The 23283-nt window shown below is 37.4% G+C and carries 26 protein-coding genes; 14 read left to right on the top strand and 12 right to left on the bottom strand.

Annotation, left to right across the window (positions count from 1 at the left end):
- Positions 1 to 116: 116 nt before the first annotated feature.
- Positions 117 to 443: a hypothetical protein gene (locus D8M04_RS09280; RefSeq protein WP_121522644.1), complete on the bottom strand. Its 327-nt coding sequence runs from the start codon at positions 441 to 443 to the stop codon at positions 117 to 119.
- Positions 444 to 700: 257 nt separating this feature from the next.
- Here D8M04_RS09280 and D8M04_RS09275 point away from each other — a divergent pair, with 257 nt between their 5' ends.
- A complete protein-coding gene (locus D8M04_RS09275) occupies positions 701 to 1513 on the top strand; it encodes an undecaprenyl-diphosphate phosphatase (RefSeq protein WP_121523114.1) in 813 nt (270 codons plus the stop codon).
- A 39-nt stretch (positions 1514 to 1552) separates the two neighbouring features.
- Here the strand turns inward: D8M04_RS09275 and D8M04_RS09270 are convergent, their stop codons facing one another.
- Together D8M04_RS09270 and yjfP are read right to left on the bottom strand one after the other, a co-directional pair.
- Positions 1553 to 1864 carry a metal-sulfur cluster assembly factor gene (locus D8M04_RS09270; RefSeq protein WP_121522643.1) on the bottom strand — a complete coding sequence of 104 codons (312 nt, stop codon included), beginning with the start codon at positions 1862 to 1864 and terminating at the stop codon, positions 1553 to 1555.
- 80 nt (positions 1865 to 1944) lie between these two features.
- Positions 1945 to 2706, bottom strand: coding sequence for an esterase (yjfP, locus tag D8M04_RS09265; RefSeq protein WP_121522642.1), 762 nt, complete (start codon positions 2704 to 2706; stop codon positions 1945 to 1947).
- Between the two features lie 221 nt (positions 2707 to 2927).
- Between yjfP and D8M04_RS09260 the strand changes: the two genes are divergently transcribed.
- The 4 genes from D8M04_RS09260 to D8M04_RS09250 all read left to right on the top strand — a co-directional run bounded on the left by D8M04_RS09260 (position 2928) and on the right by D8M04_RS09250 (position 4690).
- Positions 2928 to 3746, top strand: coding sequence for a Cof-type HAD-IIB family hydrolase (locus D8M04_RS09260; protein ID WP_121522641.1), 819 nt, complete (start codon positions 2928 to 2930; stop codon positions 3744 to 3746).
- A gap of 205 nt (positions 3747 to 3951) precedes the next feature.
- The gene (locus D8M04_RS20175; RefSeq protein WP_187695431.1) at positions 3952 to 4101 is read left to right on the top strand and encodes a hypothetical protein; all 150 of its coding nucleotides are present in this window, start codon (positions 3952 to 3954) and stop codon (positions 4099 to 4101) included.
- Positions 4102 to 4290, top strand: a complete 189-nt coding sequence (locus tag D8M04_RS09255) for a DUF3813 family protein (RefSeq protein WP_121522640.1) — start codon at positions 4102 to 4104, stop codon at positions 4288 to 4290.
- 136 nt (positions 4291 to 4426) lie between these two features.
- The gene (locus D8M04_RS09250; protein ID WP_121522639.1) at positions 4427 to 4690 is read left to right on the top strand and encodes a NifU N-terminal domain-containing protein; all 264 of its coding nucleotides are present in this window, start codon (positions 4427 to 4429) and stop codon (positions 4688 to 4690) included.
- A gap of 330 nt (positions 4691 to 5020) precedes the next feature.
- Here the strand turns inward: D8M04_RS09250 and D8M04_RS09245 are convergent, their stop codons facing one another.
- On the bottom strand, positions 5021 to 5428 hold the full coding sequence (locus tag D8M04_RS09245) for a hypothetical protein (RefSeq protein ID WP_121522638.1): 408 nt from the start codon (positions 5426 to 5428) through the stop codon (positions 5021 to 5023).
- A 15-nt stretch (positions 5429 to 5443) separates the two neighbouring features.
- Entirely contained in the window at positions 5444 to 6286 is an 843-nt protein-coding gene (locus D8M04_RS09240; RefSeq protein WP_121522637.1) for a YitT family protein, read from the bottom strand.
- A gap of 188 nt (positions 6287 to 6474) precedes the next feature.
- Here D8M04_RS09240 and D8M04_RS09235 point away from each other — a divergent pair, with 188 nt between their 5' ends.
- The gene (locus tag D8M04_RS09235; RefSeq protein WP_121522636.1) at positions 6475 to 7338 is read left to right on the top strand and encodes a DegV family protein; all 864 of its coding nucleotides are present in this window, start codon (positions 6475 to 6477) and stop codon (positions 7336 to 7338) included.
- Positions 7339 to 7560: 222 nt separating this feature from the next.
- Complete coding sequence (gene yppF / locus D8M04_RS09230; RefSeq protein WP_121522635.1) at positions 7561 to 7767, top strand: YppF family protein; 207 nt, start codon at positions 7561 to 7563, stop codon at positions 7765 to 7767.
- A 304-nt stretch (positions 7768 to 8071) separates the two neighbouring features.
- On the opposite strand, the gene D8M04_RS09225 is transcribed toward yppF, so the two are convergent.
- From D8M04_RS09225 to D8M04_RS09215, 3 genes are all read right to left on the bottom strand, one after another.
- On the bottom strand, positions 8072 to 9574 hold the full coding sequence (locus D8M04_RS09225) for an alpha-amylase family glycosyl hydrolase (RefSeq protein ID WP_121522634.1): 1503 nt from the start codon (positions 9572 to 9574) through the stop codon (positions 8072 to 8074).
- Positions 9575 to 9724: 150 nt separating this feature from the next.
- The gene (locus tag D8M04_RS09220) at positions 9725 to 10099 is read right to left on the bottom strand and encodes a YisL family protein (protein WP_121522633.1); all 375 of its coding nucleotides are present in this window, start codon (positions 10097 to 10099) and stop codon (positions 9725 to 9727) included.
- Positions 10100 to 10208: 109 nt separating this feature from the next.
- Entirely contained in the window at positions 10209 to 11372 is a 1164-nt protein-coding gene (locus tag D8M04_RS09215) for a DUF418 domain-containing protein (RefSeq protein WP_121522632.1), read from the bottom strand.
- Between the two features lie 98 nt (positions 11373 to 11470).
- On the opposite strand from D8M04_RS09215, the gene D8M04_RS09210 reads away from it, so the two are divergent.
- The 6 genes from D8M04_RS09210 to D8M04_RS09185 all read left to right on the top strand — a co-directional run bounded on the left by D8M04_RS09210 (position 11471) and on the right by D8M04_RS09185 (position 13718).
- Entirely contained in the window at positions 11471 to 11686 is a 216-nt protein-coding gene (locus tag D8M04_RS09210; RefSeq protein ID WP_121522631.1) for a spore germination protein, read from the top strand.
- Between the two features lie 13 nt (positions 11687 to 11699).
- Positions 11700 to 11909: a spore germination protein GerPB gene (locus D8M04_RS09205; protein ID WP_121522630.1), complete on the top strand. Its 210-nt coding sequence runs from the start codon at positions 11700 to 11702 to the stop codon at positions 11907 to 11909.
- Positions 11910 to 11993: 84 nt separating this feature from the next.
- A complete protein-coding gene (gene gerPC / locus D8M04_RS09200; RefSeq protein ID WP_121522629.1) occupies positions 11994 to 12572 on the top strand; it encodes a spore germination protein GerPC in 579 nt (192 codons plus the stop codon).
- Entirely contained in the window at positions 12569 to 12745 is a 177-nt protein-coding gene (locus D8M04_RS09195) for a spore gernimation protein GerPD (protein WP_121522628.1), read from the top strand. Before gerPC ends, D8M04_RS09195 begins: the two co-directional genes overlap by 4 nt.
- A 342-nt stretch (positions 12746 to 13087) precedes the next feature.
- Positions 13088 to 13450, top strand: a complete 363-nt coding sequence (locus D8M04_RS09190) for a spore germination protein GerPE (RefSeq protein WP_121522627.1) — start codon at positions 13088 to 13090, stop codon at positions 13448 to 13450.
- A gap of 46 nt (positions 13451 to 13496) precedes the next feature.
- Positions 13497 to 13718 carry a spore germination protein gene (locus tag D8M04_RS09185; RefSeq protein ID WP_121522626.1) on the top strand — a complete coding sequence of 74 codons (222 nt, stop codon included), beginning with the start codon at positions 13497 to 13499 and terminating at the stop codon, positions 13716 to 13718.
- Positions 13719 to 13748: 30 nt separating this feature from the next.
- Here the strand turns inward: D8M04_RS09185 and addA are convergent, their stop codons facing one another.
- The 3 genes from addA to D8M04_RS09170 form a co-directional block, all read right to left on the bottom strand.
- The gene (gene addA, locus D8M04_RS09180) at positions 13749 to 17483 is read right to left on the bottom strand and encodes a helicase-exonuclease AddAB subunit AddA (protein WP_121522625.1); all 3735 of its coding nucleotides are present in this window, start codon (positions 17481 to 17483) and stop codon (positions 13749 to 13751) included.
- Positions 17476 to 20970, bottom strand: a complete 3495-nt coding sequence (addB, locus tag D8M04_RS09175; protein ID WP_121522624.1) for a helicase-exonuclease AddAB subunit AddB — start codon at positions 20968 to 20970, stop codon at positions 17476 to 17478. The genes addA and addB overlap by 8 nt, the downstream gene beginning before the upstream one ends.
- Positions 20971 to 21079: 109 nt before the next feature.
- The gene (locus D8M04_RS09170; RefSeq protein ID WP_121522623.1) at positions 21080 to 21739 is read right to left on the bottom strand and encodes a TVP38/TMEM64 family protein; all 660 of its coding nucleotides are present in this window, start codon (positions 21737 to 21739) and stop codon (positions 21080 to 21082) included.
- Positions 21740 to 21937: 198 nt separating this feature from the next.
- On the opposite strand from D8M04_RS09170, the gene D8M04_RS09165 reads away from it, so the two are divergent.
- Complete coding sequence (locus tag D8M04_RS09165; RefSeq protein WP_121522622.1) at positions 21938 to 22327, top strand: YhjD family protein; 390 nt, start codon at positions 21938 to 21940, stop codon at positions 22325 to 22327.
- Here D8M04_RS09165 and D8M04_RS09160 read toward each other — a convergent pair.
- Positions 22275 to 22796, bottom strand: a complete 522-nt coding sequence (locus tag D8M04_RS09160) for a competence protein ComK (protein ID WP_121522621.1) — start codon at positions 22794 to 22796, stop codon at positions 22275 to 22277. The two genes, D8M04_RS09165 and D8M04_RS09160, sit on opposite strands and share 53 nt — an antisense overlap.
- Between the last annotated feature and the right edge of the window lie 487 nt (positions 22797 to 23283).

Below are 23283 nucleotides of genomic sequence, written 5' to 3'. Positions count from 1 at the left end.
TTCACTTTCATCAGTGGGTAAACCCCACTGATGTTTCATTTTTATTCTATGTTTAATTAACTATGAAGATGATGTAAAACCCTTGCCGCAGGAGTTTGGCAAGGTTGTATGATTAATCAATACCATGCTAATGTACTTAAAGCCACCAATCCAGCTAAAGGTAAAACTAAACGATTAAATCTTCTAGGCGGACGTCCGAAGCCATACCCTGGAAAGCCGGAGCCATATCCCGGATAGCCATAAAATCTTTGATAATCTGGGGAAGCGGACATGGAAGTTTCGTGGTGCTGTTGCCCAGCTTCTACTGGAACTGCGAAATATACATATTCATCATCTAAGCCAGTAACGATTCCATCAAAAGTGCTACCATCAACCGTTTCTGCCAATACATAAGAATGTACATGCTGCTTGCACAAGTCATACATTTGATTCTCTTTTTTCATTACATCAACCTCCTCATCTTCTAGACTATTCATGCGCCTAGAAGGTGTGAATTATCATAGTGACAGGGTACTCAAGGTTAAAGTGAAGTCGTCCCTGGGCTTTCTTCCCTTATGGAGTATCAATACCGCATAGAGCAAATGCGGAGTTTGGATGGAAGCGGTCCTCCGGAAATTATTACAAAGCTCAGAGGCTGTGGTTTCAGCAATACTCAGTAGACTTGATAGAAATGTATAAGGAGAGTTTTATATTGGATTCAATAGAAAAATTATGGACAACCATTGAATATTTAATTTTGGGACTTGTACAAGGTATTACCGAACCTATTCCCATTTCATCCAGCGGGCATCTTGTCCTTTTCCGTGAATTACTTGGAATAGAAACAGAAGGCTTGTCCTTTGAGATTTTTGTTAACTTTGCTTCTTTATTAGCCATTTTTATTATATACCGTAAAGACATCGCACGATTAATTACTAATAGCTATTTATATGTTTTTAAAAAGGATGAATCTCAGAAAAATGATTTCCTTTTTATCGTCTATCTAGTTGTTGGAACTATTCCAGTTGGAGTGATTGGGGTTCTATTTGGGGATGCTATTGGTAAAGCTCTTAGTGATCCAGTAGTTGTTGGGTATACACTATTAATTACAGCGGCTGCCATTTGGGCAATCCGTAATCTGCGCGGCAGAAAAAGTGATGGTGATTTATCCATGAAAGATGCCATTATTGTTGGACTCGCTCAAGCAGTTGCTGTAACACCTGGTATCAGCCGTTCTGGTGCAACCATAGTTGCTTCTATGCTTGTTGGAATGAAGCAAGAAACCGCATTGCGTTTTTCATTCCTATTGTACATTCCAGTGAGTCTTGGTACCGCAATACTGGATATTCCAGATTTAGTATCAAGTGAGGCATTTCAAGCATTGTTGATCCCTAATATCGTTGCATTTATTACAGCGTTTATCGCTACCTACTTTGCCTTAAAGTGGTTTATGAATATTATGGCAAAGGGGAATTTAAAATACTTCTCCTACTATTGTGTAGTAGTTGGGTTACTCGTCATATTTCTAATGTAAAAAAGCAAGCGAGGTTTCTCGCTTGCTTTTTTACTTATATCAATCCGGAATTCCCAAAGCAATTTTTGCGTATCGTGACATATTGTCCTTGCTCCACGGCGGGTTCCAAACAATGTTAACATTAACCGCCTTCACTTCTGGTATATCTGATAAAGCAAATTGGACATCACGTTCAATGTGCGCGGAAAGTGGACAGCCCATTGCTGTGAGCGTCATTTTCACTTCACATATACCTTCTTCATCTAAATCTACATCATATACTAAGCCTAGATTAACAATATCAATACCTAACTCAGGGTCGATAACGTTTTCCAGTGCACCCATTAAATTCTCTTTTAACGCTTCATCCATCCTCGTAACCTCCCTTTTTATTCTTTCTTCTATTTAAACATATCTACATTGAAATTCAAGTAAATCCTAACTCTAAAGGCTTATAAATAACGCCTGAACCATTCCACAAGTTCTAATTTAGCTGGACGGCTAACCTTATGATCCCGGTTTGCCTCTCTGATATGACGGATACGGTCACTATCATTGTATAGTTCCCGTGCCTCTTCATAAAAGCTCAAAGAATGGTTAAATGGTACAACGTTATCTTCTTCTCCATGCCATAAGAGTAGTGGTCTCTGATTTAATTGCTCTATTTCTCGGGACAGGTCATATTCTTTAACTCGCTCATATAATTGCTGTATTTCCTCATCGGTAACTGGAAGCTGAGTTGCATTTCTGTAGTTTTCCACTAATTCTTCTGTAAATTTCGTTAGTTTAGGAGAGCCCATCATAATTGCGGCAACTTTAATCCATTGGTATTTTCTTAAAGCTGCAGCAGTGGTAATCCCCCCCATACTTGTCCCTGCTACTCCAAGTCTTCCCTTGTCAATCAATCCTTTATTCTCTAAATAATCCTTCATCGTTTCCAACTCTTTTACATTTTGAATTACCATATCCCAAAAAGCGAATGTTCGTTTTACTGGAGATATTCCATTTTCTCTTTCCCCGTGATGCATTGCATCAGGCAGAATGACCCGAAAGCCTTTCTGTGCTAATAAAAATGCAGTATCTAAATTATGCTCCTTTGCACTTGTAATACCATGGAAATAAACAATAACAGGCAGTGGCTGCTTTTCTTTATCGCTTTCAACAACAACTAAGCTAGGTATACCATTTATATCTTCATTAATAACTGCAATCATTATTTTAATCTCTCCCAAATATTTTCATTACCTTTATTTTAAAGCTTTCTTTGACAATCTTGCAAATATATTACCTAAAAAGAAACTTCAAACAGTGAGCACAAAGAAAATGATGGATTTTCAGCTGTTTTTATGTGAGGTTTTATAGTGCCTGCTCACTATATAATTACTTTACTTATCATGTAAAGCCCTTTAAACTAGATGCATATGAGGTGAATAAAATGAAGAACCAACACTTAATAGCATTGGATTTAGATGGAACATTATTGACTGACAAAAAAGTAATTAGCAATCATACGAAACAGGTAGTATTAAGAGCAATAAATGAAGGACATATTGTTGTTATTGCGACAGGCAGACCTCATCGGGCAAGCATTAATTATTATCATGAGCTTGGGTTGACAACACCAATGGTCAACTTTAACGGTGCATTAATTCACCATCCGACAGATAAAAAGTGGGATGTATTACATAATCCTCTGCCAATTCGTACTGCACACAAGATTATCGAAACCTGCTATGATCTAGATGTTTATAATATTCTTGCTGAGGTCATGGATGATGTTTATCTGGACGAATATGATGAGAAAATCATTGAAATTTTTCAGCAAACAGAAGAGGATACTCCCTTTACCATCGGTAATCTGACAAATGAGCTAAAAGAAGATCCTACTTCGTTACTTATACATCCGAGAGAAGATCATATCTTTCAGTTACGGAATCACCTAACAGAATACCATGCCGAACTTATTGAGCATCGTAAATGGGGAGCACCATGGAATATTATAGAGATCGTAAAAAAAGGAATGAATAAAGCAGTCGGCTTGCAAAAAATTGCTAAATATTTCGGAATACCAAAAGATAGAATTATCGCATTCGGCGATGAAGACAACGACCTTGAAATGATTGAATATGCTGGTGTCGGTGTTGCAATGGGTAATGCAATAATTGAATTGAAAAACATTGCAAAGCACATTACAGACACAAATGAAAAGGATGGGATTGGCATATTCCTTGAAAATTATTTAAAAATAAAGTAAAACTTCGCTTAATGGGAGTTTTACAGTCAGTTAACCTGCGATAAATCAATTGTAACAACTGCCTATTCTTTCCACGATTACAGAAAAGTAAATGAACCATAATATTAGTGAGCGCTACATGAGCGTTCACTTTTCTTTTTACTTCTTGAACAATTACTTGTACCGAACATGTAATTCCATAATGATTCTCAGGGAGGAATCAAGCATGGGTAAAGGAAGTAAATCCAAACGTTTTACTCAGCAAGGGGCTGACTCAGTCAAAAAACATGCAGAGCGTTTTCCATACCGTTCTACGTTAGCTGAAGCAGAAGCAGAGAAGAATCCAAACAACGAACAGTCATTAGGAGGGTTTTAGTTGCAAAATAACTTATTACAACAAGCGATGAATGCTGTAACGAATATGATGAGTGGAAATGCTAGTGAACAGGATAAACAAGCAGCGCAATCCGCTATTCAAGCTGCATATACAAATGCAACTTCTGAAGAAAAACAACAATTACAGCAATTAGAAAACCAGTTAAAGCAACATAACCAGTTACACTAACCTCCCTTTAACGCCTGTTAAGAGCTTCTCTTCCTTGCACTAGCTGGAAGAGAAGCTTTTAATTATTTTTGCTTTTTAATTACTTGCTTTTTTGATAAGATAAGGATTAAGTATGATTTTAGGAGGAGATTTTTTAATGGGAGTTCGCGTAGAACCTACACCAAACCCTAATGCAGTGAAATTTTCTACTGATAGTGTCATTTTTGAAGGTACAAACAGTATTTCTGTAATGCCGGGTGATACAAGTGAACATGCCATTCTAAATGACTTGATGCAAGTTGATGGTGTGGATAATGTGTTTGGTTATCAAAACTTTATAACTGTAAATAAAAAATTTGACGTTGAATGGGACGATCTAACACCACTCGTATTGAATGTATTTGAAAAATACAAGTACTAATTATTACATACAGGGAGCAATAATTAATTAGTGAACTGTTTACCTATTGACTCAACATTTAAACACAAGTGATTATTTGCAAGAGAACAAAGGCGCAAGCGCCCGTTTAGCAACGTACAAACTGGAGCGCTCCGCAATGAGATAAAGGAAACACGACGACCGTAGGGAGTCGATGTTGACTTATCGTAGTGGAGGAGTGTGAAGTTTGCTAGTTGCTGGGCGCTGGAGCCGGACGTGGCTTTTCTTAATGATAAGAAATATCCACAGGTCGTTTATTTTAAAATTTCCTAGTCAATAAAGAAAAAGGCTGACATGCATCAGCCTTTTTCTTTATTCTACCTCCGGATAGATTGGTATGTAATTAGGATTAATCGCTTCTCCTGCTTCGTTTTTCACATAGATGGATAGTACAGGAATATTCTCCTTTGTTGATGTAATATCCTTTAATCGTTCTTCAATTTCAATACTTGTCCAAGGAGAGTCTTCTCTTACCCCTTCTATCCTTTTTTCTTTCACAAGAACTTCCTCTCCCTGTGCAATCGAATAGTATATATAGTCTTCTTCGGTACTGACTTCTGCAGTTACATTAACTTCCATCTCTTCTACTTGTAAATGAATATTCCTCATTTCGAGAAACGGCTCTTTACCACTCGATTCTCCTGCGTTTTCAGTAACTTCACTATTTCCACAACCAACTAATATCATTCCAATAAGCAAGATACTAATGAAGTGCTTCATTTACCTTTAACTCCCTTAATCTTTTCTGAAGAGTCCATAGATACCAGCTGTTTCTACAATATTGGTAAACGCATGAGGATCTACTTCATTGATGACTTGTTCTAAATCATACAGTTCATATCGTGTAATAACTAAATACAACATACTTTTTTCTGATTTTGTATACGCACCTTTGGCAGGAAGAATTGTAATCCCACGAACCAACCGCTTGTGAATAGCCTGTTGCAATTCATCAGCTTTTAACGTAATAATCATTGCAGTGACTTTTTCATGGCGTGTATGAATCGCATCAATAACTCTTGTCGATACGTACAAAGTTACCATTGTATATAAAGCATTTTCTGGCTCATACAGGACTCCGGATAATACAATTATTATACCATTCATGAGCATAAAGTAATTGCCTATAGGTTTGTCTTTTTTCCTTGATAATATCATTGCAATGATATCCAAACCACCAGTAGAAGCACCATGCTTCAGTGTAAAGCCAATCCCTATACCACTAATTACTCCACCAAATACTGCATTTAATATTATGTCTTCAGACAAACTTACTACAGGAAGGATTTCCAAAAATATAGTGGAGCAGACAACGGAAACAATACTATATATGGTGAATCCTCTTCCAACTCTATACCATCCTAATATTAATACCGGTATATTAAGAACGAATAATAGGATACCTGTACTTAAACCGATACCAAGGTAGTCAATAAAAAAGCTGGAAATTAATTGTGCGGCACCAGTAAATCCACTGGCATAAACATTTGCTCCAATTAAGAAATAATTTAATGAAACTGCATTTAGCAAGGCTCCTATTATGACGATAATAATTCTTTTTGCTTCTACCATAAACATGACGAATAACTCCTTTCCTTGTTTTTATTAAACTTTGACTTAATTCTTATCTCCATATAAACTTAAAGATATTAAAGTGATGCTTTTTAGAAAGCAGATTACCTCAAGTTCTTAATAAAAGTTTACATAGTTGGCAATCTGCTATTGAAGTACACAGTAATTAACTAATATTTATGTAGGTGATGAAAATGACGGTAAAAATACTGGCAGATTCTGCTTGTGATTTAACAAAAACTCATTATAACGAATATAACATTGAAATGGTATCATTAACTGTTCATTTAGAAGAAAAAGAATATGAAGATGGAAAAACCATTCAACCCAAAACAGTTTATGAAGCTATGAGGAACGGAAGCTCTCCTAAAACATCGCAGGTTTCTCCACAAACCTTTAAGTCTGTTTTTACTTCCCATGCAAAAACGAACCAGCCTCTGCTATATATTGCTTTTTCTTCACAACTATCAGGCACGTATCAGACAGCTAAGATGATGGAACAAGAAGTAAAAGAAGAATACCCAGATGCCCCTATTCATGTTGTGGACACAAAATGTGCTTCTATAGGATACGGGCTCGTTGTTTTACATGCAGCTAAGCTTGCTAAACAAGGTGCTAGTCTTGAAGAATTAATAGAAGATGTTACTTTCCAGGCTGAACATATGGAACATATTTTTACAGTAGATGACTTGGAATACCTTTATCGTGGTGGAAGAGTGAGTAAAACAGCCGCATTTGTTGGCTCTTTATTAAAGATAAAACCTCTCCTTCATGTAGAAGATGGCAAACTCATTCCATTAGAGAAAATTCGCGGTTCTAAAAAAGTTTTAGGCCGGATGCTTGAAATTATGGAACAAAGAGGGAACGATTTTACCAAACAAACAATTGGAATTAGTCATGGTGATGATTTAGAACGTGCACAACAACTTTCCTCTATGATTCAAGATAAATTCGGAGTAAGAGAAGAAGATATTGTAATTGAAATGGTAGGTTCTGCAATAGGTGCACATGCTGGTCCAGGGACAATCGCTCTGTTCTTCTCCAACAAAGTAAAATAATAATTTAATCCTTTGAAAAGAAGAGAAACATGCCCTAATATATAGCAGGTTTATTCTTCTTTTTTTCATTATGTAATACCTAGTTTTATCACTACCCTAAAAAGGTAAATAATAATCCTTCTGCATTACATTATTAATGAGCTTAGAGAAACAACTATCATGAGTTAGTTATTTACTTCATATTATAGATTAAACGAATGAATCTTAATAAGGAGGAAAAACATGCATATTCATGATTTAGTAGATACTTTTATTAGTGAACGACATTATTCTCCAGATACGATTAACAATTTATTAGACTACTATCAGCAAAAATATATTACAGGTAAAATTGAACCAAATGATTACCGAAACATCTTTGCATACCTTCATAAGCAAGGTGCAACATCGGCATACGAAACCCAACAATACTATCAAAAGTCCTATTAGGGCTTTTTTTCTCTATGAGTATCTATAAGTACACCATTTACAAGGTGGGATAAAATGAAAATGAAACATAATAATGGGGGATCAAAAGCCCCAGTATAGTTATCCAACCTGGTATAGTATTTAAGGTGGGACCACAACTGCATTTATCCGTGGAAATTAGGAAGGCAATTAACAGATAGGGAAAGTTTATTGGTAAAACTTCAAAATTTAATAAAATAACAGATTGAGAATCTTGTTCTCAATCTGTTAGGAGTAATTCAACACTTCCTCTTCCCATTCTTTCGGGCACTTATTGACTTTAAAATTAAGAAATCTTTTGCGCTTCTCTTCTTTTCTGTTTAAAACTTAGGTAAGAAACACCAAATATAAACAATAGAATAATACCACCAGATAACGATATTAGTCCCCAATTTAAACCCACATCAGGTTGAAGTGCATAAACCTCGACTGACTCCCTCGGAACTCCCACTCGGTATGTGCCATTCTCATTTTCCCGAACAATATTATCCCCCAAAAATCCACGAAGCTGCATACCTGGTTCAATATCACTAACATCAATATATTTCGATTCACTATCATTATTAATAGCGATAAACATGGTCTCTCCATCATAGGTACGTTTGAACACACTCATGGCCCCATTTGAACCGACTATTTCAAAGTCGCCATGTTGTAAAGCTGGGAATTCGGAGCGCAATGAAGCGATTCGTGAAAAAAATTCCTGCAGTTCAGGTTCCCCGCTATTAAACTGAACCAAACGTTGGGATTCTTCTGCATTTCTTCCATACATAGCAAATTCTGATCCTTGAAATAGAACCGGAACTCCCGGAGAAGTATACATATAAGTGAGAGCCAATGTCCAGCTTGTTACAGCATTTCTCCCATTTCCAGAGAATTGCTGAGTAAATCGTTCTGTATCCATATCATCTAAAAACAATAAATCAAGATTCTGTTGTGTTTGTTCCCATGTTTCGTAAACCTTAGAAACATGTGCAGTTGGTTCTGAAAAGACTTCAGTCATCGCTTCGTATAAAGCGACATTTTCTATCGCATCTATTTCTGTCTCAGCAATTATTTCCTCGTTATTTTCATCTGTAACCAGAATATCCCCCAGCAAATACAACTCTGAATCGGTTTCCTTTAAGCTTTGTGTCAATTGCTGAAGAAATGATAGTGGTGTTTGATCAACAGCGTGCAGTTTCAAACCATCCAGGTCCGTCTCTTCCACCCAGAATTCAGCTGCATTAATGATATATTCTTTTACCTCTGGATTTTCTAAGTTTAGTTGAACTACATTTGAAGTCCATTCTGGTTCGGTTATATCCATGGTATTTATCCAATCTTCATTGGAAGGATCCGTGACGATTGGGTTAGACTTTGCAGCATAGTTTGTTACTAGCTCCATCAATACCTTTATGTCACGCTGGTGAGCCTCTTCTATTAATGTGTTGAGTTCCTCGATTGTTCCAAACCGTTCTTCCATTGCTTTAAAATCTTCCACCCAATAACCATGGTAGCCTCCTTCTGCATTTTGCATAAGGGGTGACAATGTAATAGTAGTTATCCCAATTTCTTTTAATCCATCAAGTCTATCAATTATCCCTTGAAAATCACCGCCATGATAAGCAGCTGGATTCTCAATTTCTACTCTTTTATCATTTTCATAATTCCCATTATTAAAGCGATCCACTAATATTCCATAGATAATTTCCTCTTGCAATTGATTCCCTTCTGCTACTACAGCGTTTCCATTGAAACCAAATAAAAGCAGCAGAGCGATAACAAATACCCCATATCTTTTCTTCATGTTAAATTCTCCCAGCATTTGTATTTCTATTTTTATTATTAACTAAACCAATCTTTAGTCAATATAAATCATACTATTGTTAAAAATCTTTCACTTTTCACAAAACGAAAAGGCTGCCTTAACGAAGGCAACCTTCCTCTTTGTATTTTATTATGGCGCTATCCCATAAGGCAAACGAGCGAAACCTAATATTAGCACAAGAATTAATGCGATAATAAATTGAATCCATCCACTCTTAGCGGATTTTCCTTTGTTGATTTTCACCAAAATGATTTCCATTGCGGCAATTAGCCATATACCAGCTAACGCTTTCGTAATTGCTTCTGCTAACATAGGCATTTGAGCATTTACAATGTAATTAGCAGTTAAAGTTCCACCTGTATAAAGAATAAACAAGTAATCCAAACGCAGTATCATATGTACTATTTTCGCTTGTTTTTGTTTGCCTTGTTTTATTAACATGTAGGCAATAATAAATAAAATAAATCCTAGTACCCATGATGTAATGTGCATATGCGTGTTCATATATGTATCCTCTCCTTTTTCTACTTTCTCTCTCTACACGAATAGAATTAAGTAGATTACTACCGTTATGATACCATGTCAGCTTTAATAAATCATTTATAAACCTTTACTAAGATCGTTTAAATGGTTGACGTTTCCAATAGGTAAGACTTCGCCATACCCATTCTAATGGACCGAATTGATAGCGCATAAACCACCACTTGCTAAAAAGAACTTGTAAAGAATAAAACAGAATCACAATGATTATTCCCACTAGAGGAGAGATAGAACCATATAACCCTATTCCATAAGACAATAAGAATAGAAAAATAGATTGTGTAATATAACTGGTAAGTGCCATTCTGCCTACATAGGTAAAGGCTCTGGTCATCCGCTTTCCTCGATTGCTTTGTGCAAGCAATGTCATGCTTACAATATAAAAAATAGCAGATGCACCTCCACCTACATTATCCTGAATATAGGAAAACCACGGTGGATTATCAAATAGATAAGGGCCCATCTTCAATAGGATAAAAATAACAAAAGATACGGACCAAATCTTCCACAATATTGCACGATAGTTCTCTGGTTCATGAAGCAAACGCTTTCTTGCTATGTACATTCCAATTAAAAACAAAGGAAGGATTGTCATCACTAGGAAAATAATGCCAATTCCGCCATTTGCATACATCCAATCGGTATAATTCTGTTCCCAAATCAGGAAAAAGTTGCGACTTTGGTAATTCGCGAAGGCTTCGTTGATGGCAGCTTGATTCGATACACCTAAATAATCCCTTGCAATATAATATACAAATGTTATAAAAGATACACTGCTTCCTAATAAAATCACAGCAACCCATAATAGATATTTGGAGCGGACATTTATAAACAATAAAAGGATAAATCCTACAACGCTATATGTTAATAAAATATCACCATACCAAATTACAAAGGCATGAATCAATCCAAATCCAAATAAAATACTCATTCTCCTTATTAAGAAAGGATATAAAGAAATATTCTTTGCTCGTAACCTTTCACTCATGATTTGGTAACCAAACCCGAATAAAAGGGAAAATAATGTATAAAAGCTAGCTTGAAAAAAGATATCGATTATTATTCTAATAAATGAATCCACAGGTTCATTCCAAACACGATCTCCTCCCCCGTATAAAAAGTATGGGGCACTAAAAGAGCCAATGTTAACTATAAAAATACCAAATACAGCAAAACCTCTTGCAGCATCAATCCATTCTAATCGATTCTTTCCTCTTATCGGTAAAGCAGTATTCATCCAACCATCCCCCCTTATTCCAAAATACCACAATCAACCCGTTTCTTCCTTCAACTTTTTTAACTAAATACATAAAATAACTTAGAGGAGGATTGTTTATGCCTGCAAAAGTTGGTGCTGTCAAAGTTATTACAGTAACCTTTTCCAGTATTCTTCATATCGGAGATGTTTATTCCATAAGTCCTACCAGTTCAGCAAAAACATATGCTGGAGGTGGCTCATTTAATACAGGTAACGGAATTCACGTTAATCTTAACAACTCACAAACATATGTAAATGATCCTGATAATATTGACCAGCCTAATATAGGGTAACAGGAGGATTCCTATGCACTTTACTATCCATCAATCCATTAACATTCATCTATTAAAAATAGGTTCCATTACCAATTCATCCGTTGTTCAAATTGGAAGTACAGGGAGCATTCAAGGGCAGTCGGAGCAATATAATACAGGAGGTTTTACTGAAGAGGCTAAAACAGCAGAAGTGGCAACTGAGGTAGAGGAAACCCCACCACTTGTCCCTCTTTCCCCTTAAAGCTAACAAAATTATTTTGCTTGCATAGACTATTTCTAGGCATAAGTCTAAGAAGATTATTGTTACGTTAAAGGGGATTTTTACATGTACGATAACAATTGGAATTATTATATCGATCAGCTATGGCAATATATCCAGAGGCAGGATACCATGATACAATCGTTAACCGAACGATTAGAGAAACTAGAATCAGATTTTAAAAATAAGCCTACAACTTCGATTGAAAAAGTGGAATACAAGTTCGATCAATTAAAAGTAGATACGTTATCTGGAACACTTCATATCGGTATTTCCCCTGAAGAATTGCAGAAGATGGACGATATAACGCTTCCTAATACAACGAATCAGCCTAGACCACCATTTCAGCAGCAATTACAGAGTGAGATCCAGGGATTTATTCAAAACAATGGTCCAGAACTAATTCGCAACCTTTCTGAAAAAGAAGGGTTAAATCATCAAACATTTAATCATGATTTACTATTAGAGGATATTAGTAAACAAATCCCTGGCAGAATTTCTTATTACAAGCAAGAAGCTATAAATTCAATGGGAAACCTATCTGAAGAACATCTTCAACGTTATATCTCAACTAAAATTAAAGATGAAATTCATCAGTCACTAGCAAGATATATGAAAAATTTACAAAAAGGAGAAGACCAATGATAATGGAAATCCACAATTGGGGACTATGCGTTGGCAATGTTCAAATTGGATCCGTGTCTTCTGCTTCTGTATTTTTGATTGGGGATAATGAAGAAATCGTTCTTTCTTCTTTTTTTGATACTCCCCCTGAAAGCTTTACAGTAGCAAGCCTTGTACCACTAGCCCCACAATAAAGTAAACTATAAATCAGAGGGGGACCCCCTTTTCTTCCCAATGATTGTTGGCATCATAGAGAGAGAGGCCGGCAGGACTAAGTCAAATCGGTTTTTGACTTGTAGCTCGTCCACCACTACCTTTCTTGAATTCACCTCATCGGTTACAAGATAAGGTATTACGACAGGGATGCTGTGCCGATATTGCTACAAATCTATAGGGGCAAGGAATCGCATCCTCAGGACGCGGCATTTTAGTCAGTCTGTCACGTAATGCAGAATAAAGTTATAGTCTATACAGTGAGGTTTTACTGCGATTATATTAAGAAGAAGCATTTTAAACAACCTTGAAGGGAGAGAAAGATGAATAAGCGTACTTCTGAAGTAGATACCGTACAGGTGACCTCCTTCTCTACTAGTGCGATATTTAATATTGGGGATACCAATCAATCTAATCAAAAATCAAGAGGCATTGCCGTTCAAAAAGAAGGATCCCTGGCCGATTTTGATTTACAATTTGAGGATTATCCTATTTTTAAAAGAGATGCTGTATGGCCTAAGCAACGAACTACAGTAAGAAAACACACTTATCACCATTCCCCTGTCATTCAAGTACAAAACGTTAATATTATAGGGGTAAGCACCTCTTCCGTCTTACAAATCGGAAGTTTAGAGCATATTCGAGCAGAATCACGAATAAAGCATTTTCGTATGCTTGAGAGATAAGCTTCACAGGCAAACGATAATTACGATAAAAAAGAGGTGTAAGAACATGCCATCTATTGTTGGCCCACTAAAAATTAATAGTATTACTACCGGTGGAGTAGCTAATTTCGGAGATTCCTTTTATTTATCACCTAAGAGTACCGGAAAAACAAGTACTGGTTCCGGCTCATTTAATACTGGTGATTTTATTAATACGAATAATGGTTTCAGTGCAACTGGTATTTCAGATCCAGATGTTAATGACCAGACTCAAACCGCCAATGCATAAAAAAACAGCTAGCAAAAAAAGCTAGCTGTTTTAATGCTTCCTCGGTACTTCCAGTTCTAATTGCTTTGCAAAGAAGTAAAGATACGTTGCTTTTACAGGCATCTTCGTAATTTGTTCTACAGCATGACGATATAAATTAATTTGTACCTCATATCGCTCCAGTAATTGCTGCTTCACTTTATCTGTAAGCTCCTGAAAAATAGCATCTGTTTTATAATCAAGAATAACCCATCCATCTTCATAAGGAATAAGACAATCTATGATCCCTTGAATCAGAACGCGGTCATCTGCTCCTGACCAGTTCGCATATACTTCACTTGCATCCAATGTTAAGCTAAAAGGTACTTCTCTTTGAATAGAAGATTCTTGTTTCATCATAAAGGCAGCAATATCACTGTGGAAGAACTGCTGAATCGCTCTAATGTCGATGATATCCGCTTCTTGATTGGTTAAGATTTCTTTTTCCACCAAAACCTCTAAATACTCCTCAATTTCTTCCGCGGTTAATGGCTCTTTTAACGGAATATGCTGCATCACCGTATGCATAGCGGTCCCTTTTTCAGCTGCTGTAATTGTTTTTTCCTTTTGCATAAAGGCAGGACGCTTTATAATAGGTGCTTGAAACGGTTTAATGAATTGCTCCGCACTATATTCATCTCTTAATGCGCGCTGCCTCTTAATTTCAGTCACCGACTGCTTTGCACGTGAAAGAGCAGCAACTTCATGTGGATAGGTAAAAGATAATCGCTCTTCAACAAGCTGTTCAAGTTTTTCATCTTCTACGTCCACCTTCTCCCAATTGGTGAGCTTTTCTTTTAGTAACCCAGTATCGTTAGCTGAAGTATCTTCTAAATTGGTAAACTCGCTTGCATGATAGATGGAAATCTCCCATTTAGATGGATTGGCTTTAATAGAATCTAAGACAATGTCATCCACGTCTTCTGTTCGAAGTGCCCCACTATCTTGGTGACGTATCAGCGCAGGTCCTACCCAATCCAGGTATGTCTTTGCTTCCATTCGGAAATATGCTGGCAATATCCACTGGGAAAAATCAACCATCCGCTGCCACTTTTCTATCTTCTTAGCAAATGAAGAGACACTTCCGATCATTACGAGCTTTTCTTTCGCTCTTGTAAGCGCAACATACAGTACCCTCATTTCTTCCGCTAATAACTCGCGCTTCTTCTCTCCATTTAGTGCATGATAATAAAGCGTTGGGTACATAATTCGCTTGTCTGGATCAATGTACTTGCTTGCGAAACCTAAATCTTTATGAAGCAAGTATTTATCTGTTAAATCGCGCATATTAAACTGCTTATCCAATGCTCCTATAATAACGGCAGGGAATTCTAATCCTTTGCTTTTATGAATAGTCATAATTCGAACGACATCTTCTTGTTCACTTAGTGCTCTGGCTGCACCAAGATCATCTCCACGTTCCTCCATCCGTTCAATAAACCTGAGAAAGCGGAAAAGACCACGGAATGAGGTGGATTCATACCCTCTTGCTCTGTCATACAATGCACGGAGATTCGCTTGCCGTTGACGACCTCCAGGCATCCCTCCGACAAAATCATAATAACCTGTTTGACGGTAGATATCCCAAATCAACTCAGAGAGAGCCCCTTGTCTGGATGCTAACCGAAACTGATTTAGCTGCTCTAGGAAGGAGGCAATTCGATCTACTGTTTCGTTGCTGTTTTCCTCTTTGTATTTCTTTAGAGCATCATAATAATTGTTTTGCTTATCCGCCAATCTCACCTTCGCCATTTCGTCTTCTGTTAGACCTACAATAGGAGACTTTAATACAGAGGCAAGTGGGATATCCTGTCTCGGGTTATCAATAACCTTAAGCAGACTAATCATGATTTTCACTTCAATTGCTTCAAAATAACCTGTTGAAATCTCTGCGTATACAGGGATCCCTTGTTTCTTCAATTCATCTACTATCGTTGGAGCCCAAGTCATAGAGCGAAGTAATATAACAATATCCCGATATTGAATGTCACGCTGCATTCCAGCGTTTTTATCAAAAACCTGTAATGGCACGCTATTATCTGTCCCTATCCAGCTTTTTATTTTTGCAGCATAGGCTCTGGCTTCAATTTGCGCCTTTTCCAAGTCCTGGAAGTTCTCTGTATCCTCCGATACCTCAGCTTCTTTCTCCTCCGGCTGCTCTCGATCGATAATGATTAATTCAGGTGATGGCTGTTGGAATGGATAGTCATCATAACCTTTATTCCCATATATTAGTTCAGCCTTTTCATCGTAATCAATATCACCTAATTTTTCATCGAGTATTTGCTTAAAAATATAATTCGCACCATTTAAAACCTCTTCCCGACTTCGGAAGTTTCTGGCTAAGTCGATTCGTTTCCCTGCTGTATCCTCTTGTTCAAATTGCTTATATTTCTCGATAAAGAGCGATGGTTCTGCATGGCGAAAACGATAAATACTTTGTTTCACATCCCCAACCATAAATCGGTTACCAGGACCATCCTGATCGCTGACGAGCATAAGAATCGTTTCCTGAACAAGGTTTGTATCCTGATACTCGTCGACTAATACTTCACTGAACTTCTCTTGAAAGTGTACCGCTACACTGGAAGGTAAAATATCATTCTTTGTGGACGCATCGTCGATTAAAAGCTGCAAACAGAAATGTTCTAAGTCGGAAAAATCTACTATAGCCCTTTCTCTCTTTTGCTCGCTGAACTTCACCGCAAACTGTTTTACAAGTTCGGTTAATTCTTTTACTACTGGAGCAAGCTCATTCATGTCTTCTATATGAGCTGATAAAGATCGATTAAACCATTTATCCTTCATATCTGTCCAACGATCTTTATAGCTTTTCCTTAAGTTTTTAACCTTTTCCTTCTTCGTTTCATCACAATCCTGCTTTTTACCGGAAAGCCTTGCAAATTTACTGTTCGTCATAAACGCTTGCAAACTGTCCCATGAATCGAGATTCGTAAGTGCTTCGCTTAAATTAGCAAGATCACTATCAATCGTTTCTGCATATTGATATGGTCCATCACTTTCCCTTGTAATGTCTAAAGCGAGCTTCATCTCCTGTTCAATGGCGTGAAATTGATTTCGGACTTCCAGCTTCATGAGGTTCAACCAGTCTAAATCCTCTTCTTTCCAATCTGAGGGAACCCGATAGCTGTCTGCTAGCGAATCAAGCCATTGTAATGGCCAAGGATTCTGCATGGCAAATGTATATAAGTCAAGAATGACATTTTCTACTTCTAGATCACTTCGGTCCGTCGAGAATCGATCAACTACAGAGAAGAATGCTGCTAATTCTTGTCCTTCTAAGCCATACCACTCTTCAAATAAATCGTCCATCACTTCCTGCTTTAATAAATCTGCTTCCATATCATCAGCGATTCGAAATGCTGGATCGATCTCCAGCAAATAAGCATATTGTCTTACAACCTCCAAGCAAAAGGAGTGAAGCGTAGAGATCGAAGCACGCTGTAATAAAGCCAATTGCTTCTTCAGATGATTAGATTCTGGATTTCTCTCTAGAGCTTCTTCTAATGCCTCCCCAACACGGTTACGCATCTCCTGTGCAGCAGCATTTGTAAATGTAACGACTAGTAAGGAATCGATATCAATGGGTTTACTTTTATTAAGCAGCTTCTGAATGATTCTTTCAACAAGAACTGCAGTTTTTCCAGAACCTGCAGCAGCTGCAACTAAAATATCACTGCCATCTGAATAAATGGCTTCTTCTTGTTCTGGTGTCCAATTAACCATCTAATTTCGCCTCCTCACTAATTCTTTCTAATACTTCATCATCTTTCATATCTTTTAATTTTCGATAATTATTCTCTTCCAGAATAGGATCGAATTGACATACAGATAGAAATGGACAGTAGGTGCAGGCAACATTGTTCTTATGCTGATAAGGATTCAAATCAACTTCCCCAGATGTAATATGAATCCCTGCATCCTGCAGCAAATGATGAATATGATTCTGCAGACTTTCAAAGGTCTCATTTGAAGCTACTTTAGAACGCGAATCAAATGATCCATCCTTTTTCAGCCCGGCAGGAATAATCTGGCTCGTATTTCCTTCTAGTGTCGTATCCATCATTTTTACAATCTCTTCATTTGAAAGGATTAATCCTTTCATCTTATAATGCTTAAATATTTCTTTTTCAATTTCGTCATTACTAATTCGCTTGCTCTTCGAAATCATTGGATTATGCACATGGAAATAAAGTACTCCTGCAGGGGTTGCCTTTTGTTTTAGCCATCTCTCAGAATGTGTTAAGACAACATCCAAATAGGCAAGCATTTGTAATGCTAGTCCATAATACACTTCCAAAAGGTTTAAACCTCTTGCACTGGATTTATAATCAATAATCCTTAAATAGAGATCATCCATGTTCGTTGCCTTGTCAACCCGGTCAATACGGCCCCTGAGCATTAATTCATAGCCGTTTGGCAGCTTCATAGAAAGGGGCGGCAGGGTTTCTCCTTCACCGAACCCTAATTCTAACCCAATCGGTGAAAAGTGACTCTGTCTTGCTTGTTCACTTAATATAAAGGTTGCCCTTGCAATGATTTCCTGCAGCTTTTGCTTTATATATTTATAGCGATTAGAACTATGCAATATCTGATGCTGCAGGACGGGTGATAAATTACTTACAGCCTTATTCGCATAGCTCTCAGCATCATTCTTATTTAATTGATTAAAGTCCTTACCTTCTCTTTGAATCCACTCGGTAATAATTTTTATAGCTTCATGGAATAGCATTCCTATATCTGGTGCATCTAACTTATACGTTTTCCGTTCATCCAGTTTTAAGCTATATTTAGCAAAATGCTGATAGGAACAACGGAAGTACGATTCTAAGCGACTTACACTTGCCTTGATTTCTTTCGGATACAACGCTTCCACTGTATCCCTTTCCAAGCTCTGCGGTTTATTTTCATAAAACAGACTCTGTAAGACGCTATAGGTTGTACTATGTTTCGGATGATTCGTGATATACCAATTCAATACATGCCACCATATCGGGCTTACGGGATAACCTTTCCTGGATCTTGCAAGCTGTGCAGTTAGTGCAGACCTTGTTTTCACTGGAGTAGTTATAAAGCGGCTAGCTTCTGCCAGCTCATCTGGATCCTGAAGCAAGATATGATTGCTGCATACTGTAAATAATCCTTCCATCCGTTTAATTAGCTGGGAAGGCATTCTGGACTTGCCTTCATTATCACTTAATGGATAGCTGATCCATAGTCGATCTGTCGCCGCTGTAAATGCTAGATACATATAAAACCAATCATCTAACAGCTGACGTTTGCTGCTATCTGCAAGTTGAATCCCTGTGTCTTTTAACCATTCTCTTTCTTCCTCGTTAATCATCCCATCACTTGGTGGCTTCATTGGCCAGATCCCATCATTGACACCTAGCAGAAATCCGCACTTCACTCCACTCATTCTTGAACGGTCGATGGTTCCTACAATAACGTGGTCAATGCTTGGTGGGACATGGGAGAATTGAAGGGTTTCAAATCCTGCATCGAGAGTGGTTCGAAATGTCGCTAAGCTCATTTCTTCTTCGCCGGCCATCTCTACCATTTCATCGAATAATTGAATCATTGCATTCCATACTTGTTCCTGTTCTCTTGCTTTTTCCAGCTGGCCGATAGAATCATAATATTGGCGCATTTCTTCCAAACGCTCACTAGCTCCAAGCCTTTCCAATAACAAGTAGGTTGCCTCGCATAACTGGCGGATCGTCTTTGCCTGTCTTATCTGTTTGTCAAAAAGTTGCAATGCTTGTACAATTTGCTTTCGATAACGGTTCAGCCTTGTTTGTGTTTCTCTTTCCTGGCTGGTTTGTACCGCCTTTTCAAAGCCTCTGAATCGCTGGAACTTCCAATCTTCTTCGGAAAACCAGCGCTCCCTGGACCGAATGCCATATTCCAGCACATAATTCTCTAGCTCATCAATGGCATCTGGATTAAGGGGGTATGCTTCATCTGAAATTGGAATAAATCCTGTTTTTAACACACGGAAAATAGCACCATATCGCCAGTTTCCCTCTACAATATCTAATACGGATCGAATAAATTCGATTATAGGGTGGTTCAGCATATGTTTCTTCTCATCAACAAAAACAGGAATGTTATAGTCCGTGAAAATGGTATGAATTAAATCATGATATACATCAGTTTGGCGAATAAACACCGCTATATCCTTAAATCGATACTTCTCCTCACGTACCAGCCGTAAAATTTCCTGTGCGGCTCCCTCTACTTCTGCTCTTGGATGGACTGCCTCTGCAATCTGAATTGGTGCTTCACCTTCAAATACTGGTGCTGGCCGTTCATCGAAATAACGATCCAAATGAGCAAAGTATGGCCGGTCACGGAATTTGCCATTTTCTGTTTCCATGATGATTGTTTCATCTACGGAAATGGCATTTTCATAAGCCAATCGCTGTAAAGTATGATAGGTTTCCGATGTTTGATAAAAGAGATCTAACTCCCCAATGTCTCTTTCTGGATTGTCGAGCGTTAAAGTCACCGTAACAGATTTACACTTTTGCATTAATTGCTCAACCACGAGCATTTCCTTTGGAGTAAATCGATGGAAGCCATCAAAATAAACCTCTGCACCATCTATTACATTCGTATGCCTGATTTTGTCTGCAAGCAATTGAAGACTATCCTCGCTATCAATATAGTTATTCTGTAAAGCGATTGTGAGCTTTTCATAAATATAGAATAAGTCCTGTAATTTATTCGTTAGTGCAACTTCTTTCGTATTTTTATGAACAAACTTCTGCATATGGTCGATTTGCAGCTGTAAAACTTCCGGAGTCACTTGATACCTTTTGAATTCTGTTATCATCTCTTCCAGCTGATGCAGGAATCCATGCTTCTCTACCGCCTTTTGGAAGGTATGCCATTCTCCTTCTTTCTCTTCTATAATTTTTCTGAGCATCATTTGAATCCCAATGGAGCTAATAAATTGCTTCGTGCCTCCCCCTGTTTCTTGCAGAATTCTATATGCAAGACGCGAGAAACTAACAACTTGTGCTCTTATACTTCCTTGCAGTTCTGTATCATTAAATAATGCATATTCTTGTTGAAAAGTCATTTGATCAGGAACAATATAATAAATTGGATTACCTAAAGGGTTTTTTTGAAGTTTATCTTTTATTTCATCAAGGGTTCTACCACTTTTCCCTGTTCCAGAGCGTCCTAAAATAAATCGAAGTCCCATTATTAAAAACCTCCATTTCAGTGCGTAAAAAAAGAGCCTCTAATCTCTATTTTAACAGAGTTAAAAGCTCATATATAGTAATAGGTTACGGGTAAAAATTGCCTTATCCTTACTTACTGTTCTCTATACTTTTTACTTCCTCTTCCTTGCTGCGTTTTTCTAATCTTTTCTCTACCATTTTTCCTATCATCCAGAACAAAACAATCATTAGAACAACCACAATTGTTTTCATCGGATTCTCAGCAAACTCCAATAAACTGGAACCAACAAAAGAGATAGAGAAAATCATGACTGACTTTCCAAGTAAAACAGCTAATGCAAATTGTTGTATACTAATTTTTGAAAGTCCAGCTACGACATTAATGACGGAGGATGGCGAGAATGGAAATGCCAATAATAGAAAAATTGGTCCAAATCCGCGTCGATCCACCCACGTTGTAATCGCAGTTACTTGCTTATTGCGTTGTATTTTATGTACCCATTTTGTATTGGATAATTGACGAATAATTAAAAATACCGAAATTGCCCCTATGCTTGCTCCTAACCAAGACAAGAGAAACCCTTCTAGAAGGCCATACGCCGCAGCGTTGCCAATAACAAACACAATTAACGGTAAAAAAGGCAGAAACGCCTCAATAAAGGGCAATAAAAAACCCGGTAATGGTCCAAGCCCTTCATATTGTGAGAGCAGCTGTTGAATAAAGCCTTCTACCCCCTCCTTTTCCAGCATTTCTCTCCAGTTCGAAAAAGTAATTGTCAGTATATACATGTAGTTTTATCCCCTCATCCGCACAGTGTCTTCTTGTTATATTCCCTATTATGTCTTTTCTAGTATATATTAAATCCCTAAATAGGAAAAATAGCTACTTTCTTCCATTTTACTAGAAATATTTATTTTATGTTGTATTTATCTTTACTTTTAGCATATAATAAAAGGGAACAAACGTTCCGATAAGGAGGAAATCTTATGCGCTATCTTACAGAAGAGGAACTACATATAGCATCCAGGTTCCTTTTTCTATCTATGGCGATTGTTGTGATTAAGCAAGATGTTGCTCATATTCAAAATGGAGCTTTCAAAATAAAAGATCCTTATATTGAGTTGTTGCAAAGAATGGAATCCAATGCATTAAATGAACGGAGAAAGCTAAGAAAAACAATGGAGGATAAGAAATTAAAAGTAGTTCAATTAAATAAAAATGATTCTTTTTCATCTTATTTATTCACTTGTAATGGATATGAGGAGAAACGAAACTACTTTAATCCAGCAATTCGAAAGCATGTGCAGGCCATTTACGAAGAACTTATGGAGCTGTCTCTGCAATCATCTCAACCTGCTGCTGTTGCAAAAGCTTAATTCGTTTATCCAATAAGAAGCGAAACTGCGCTGTACGTTGCACCTGATTTAACATAGAGCCATAAGAAACCTCTAATACAACAGATTTTCCATTTTTAAAGATGACTTCTGTGCGCAGATTGTTTACCTTTTTCATTTTGTGAATATGAGAATGTGAAATCCATGAACACATTCTATGGTTTGGAGAATTGGTAGGAAAGAAATACATGCCACTTGAAGGATCAATAGAAATGGGGATTTTATGTGTAATGCCACTGATGCCGGTAGTCCCCTCCTGCCTGCCTTTCAGACTGGAACCGAAAAACTTGCAAGCATACTCCATCATTCGACGCGGACTCATATCAACAACATATTCTGCCTCCTCTTCCATCACCACCGTTATAGGATTACCGCTAATATCTTCTTTTGTAATAATGGCCATCGTAAGAGGATTAACTTCATAATTCGAGCTATCAAAATCGATTTTCATTATATTCTATTCTTCCTTTCATGTTCAGTAAAATGTAAAGAAAGTAGCGTTACGTTCAATTTATCAAACAAAAAATCAAAAGTATAGCGAAAAAGACAATCTTTTCAATAAATTTACATTAATTGCGAGTTTTTGAATTTTACACTTAAAGTAAGGAAGTTTTAAGGGCTGCACTGAGTTGACTTAAATATACATTACGTTGGTTTCGTTTTTTTAACCCTTTGGCAATTAATAGAAAGTGCAGTTAAGTTAATTGTAAATAGTGCGTAGAACCGCTACGGAAATACACTACGCTTTCCGCGGGCTCGCGCTGAGCCTCCTCGTTCGCAAAAACCGCTCTCTGCGGGGTCTCAGCGTCTTCGCTTTCCCGCAGGAGTCTCCGTGTATTTCCTCCGCTGATGTGGTGCTTTAAAAGCTTTAACATATTCAAGGAAACACTAACCACATAGACAGTGATTGAAGCGGAGGGCAGTCGACTCCTGCGGGA

Origin of the sequence: Oceanobacillus piezotolerans (genome assembly GCF_003665065.1) — a bacterium.
GTDB lineage: Bacteria > Bacillota > Bacilli > Bacillales > Amphibacillaceae > Oceanobacillus > Oceanobacillus piezotolerans.
Note: the sequence above shows the minus strand (reverse complement) of the source record. Positions and strands in the feature narration are given on the sequence as shown.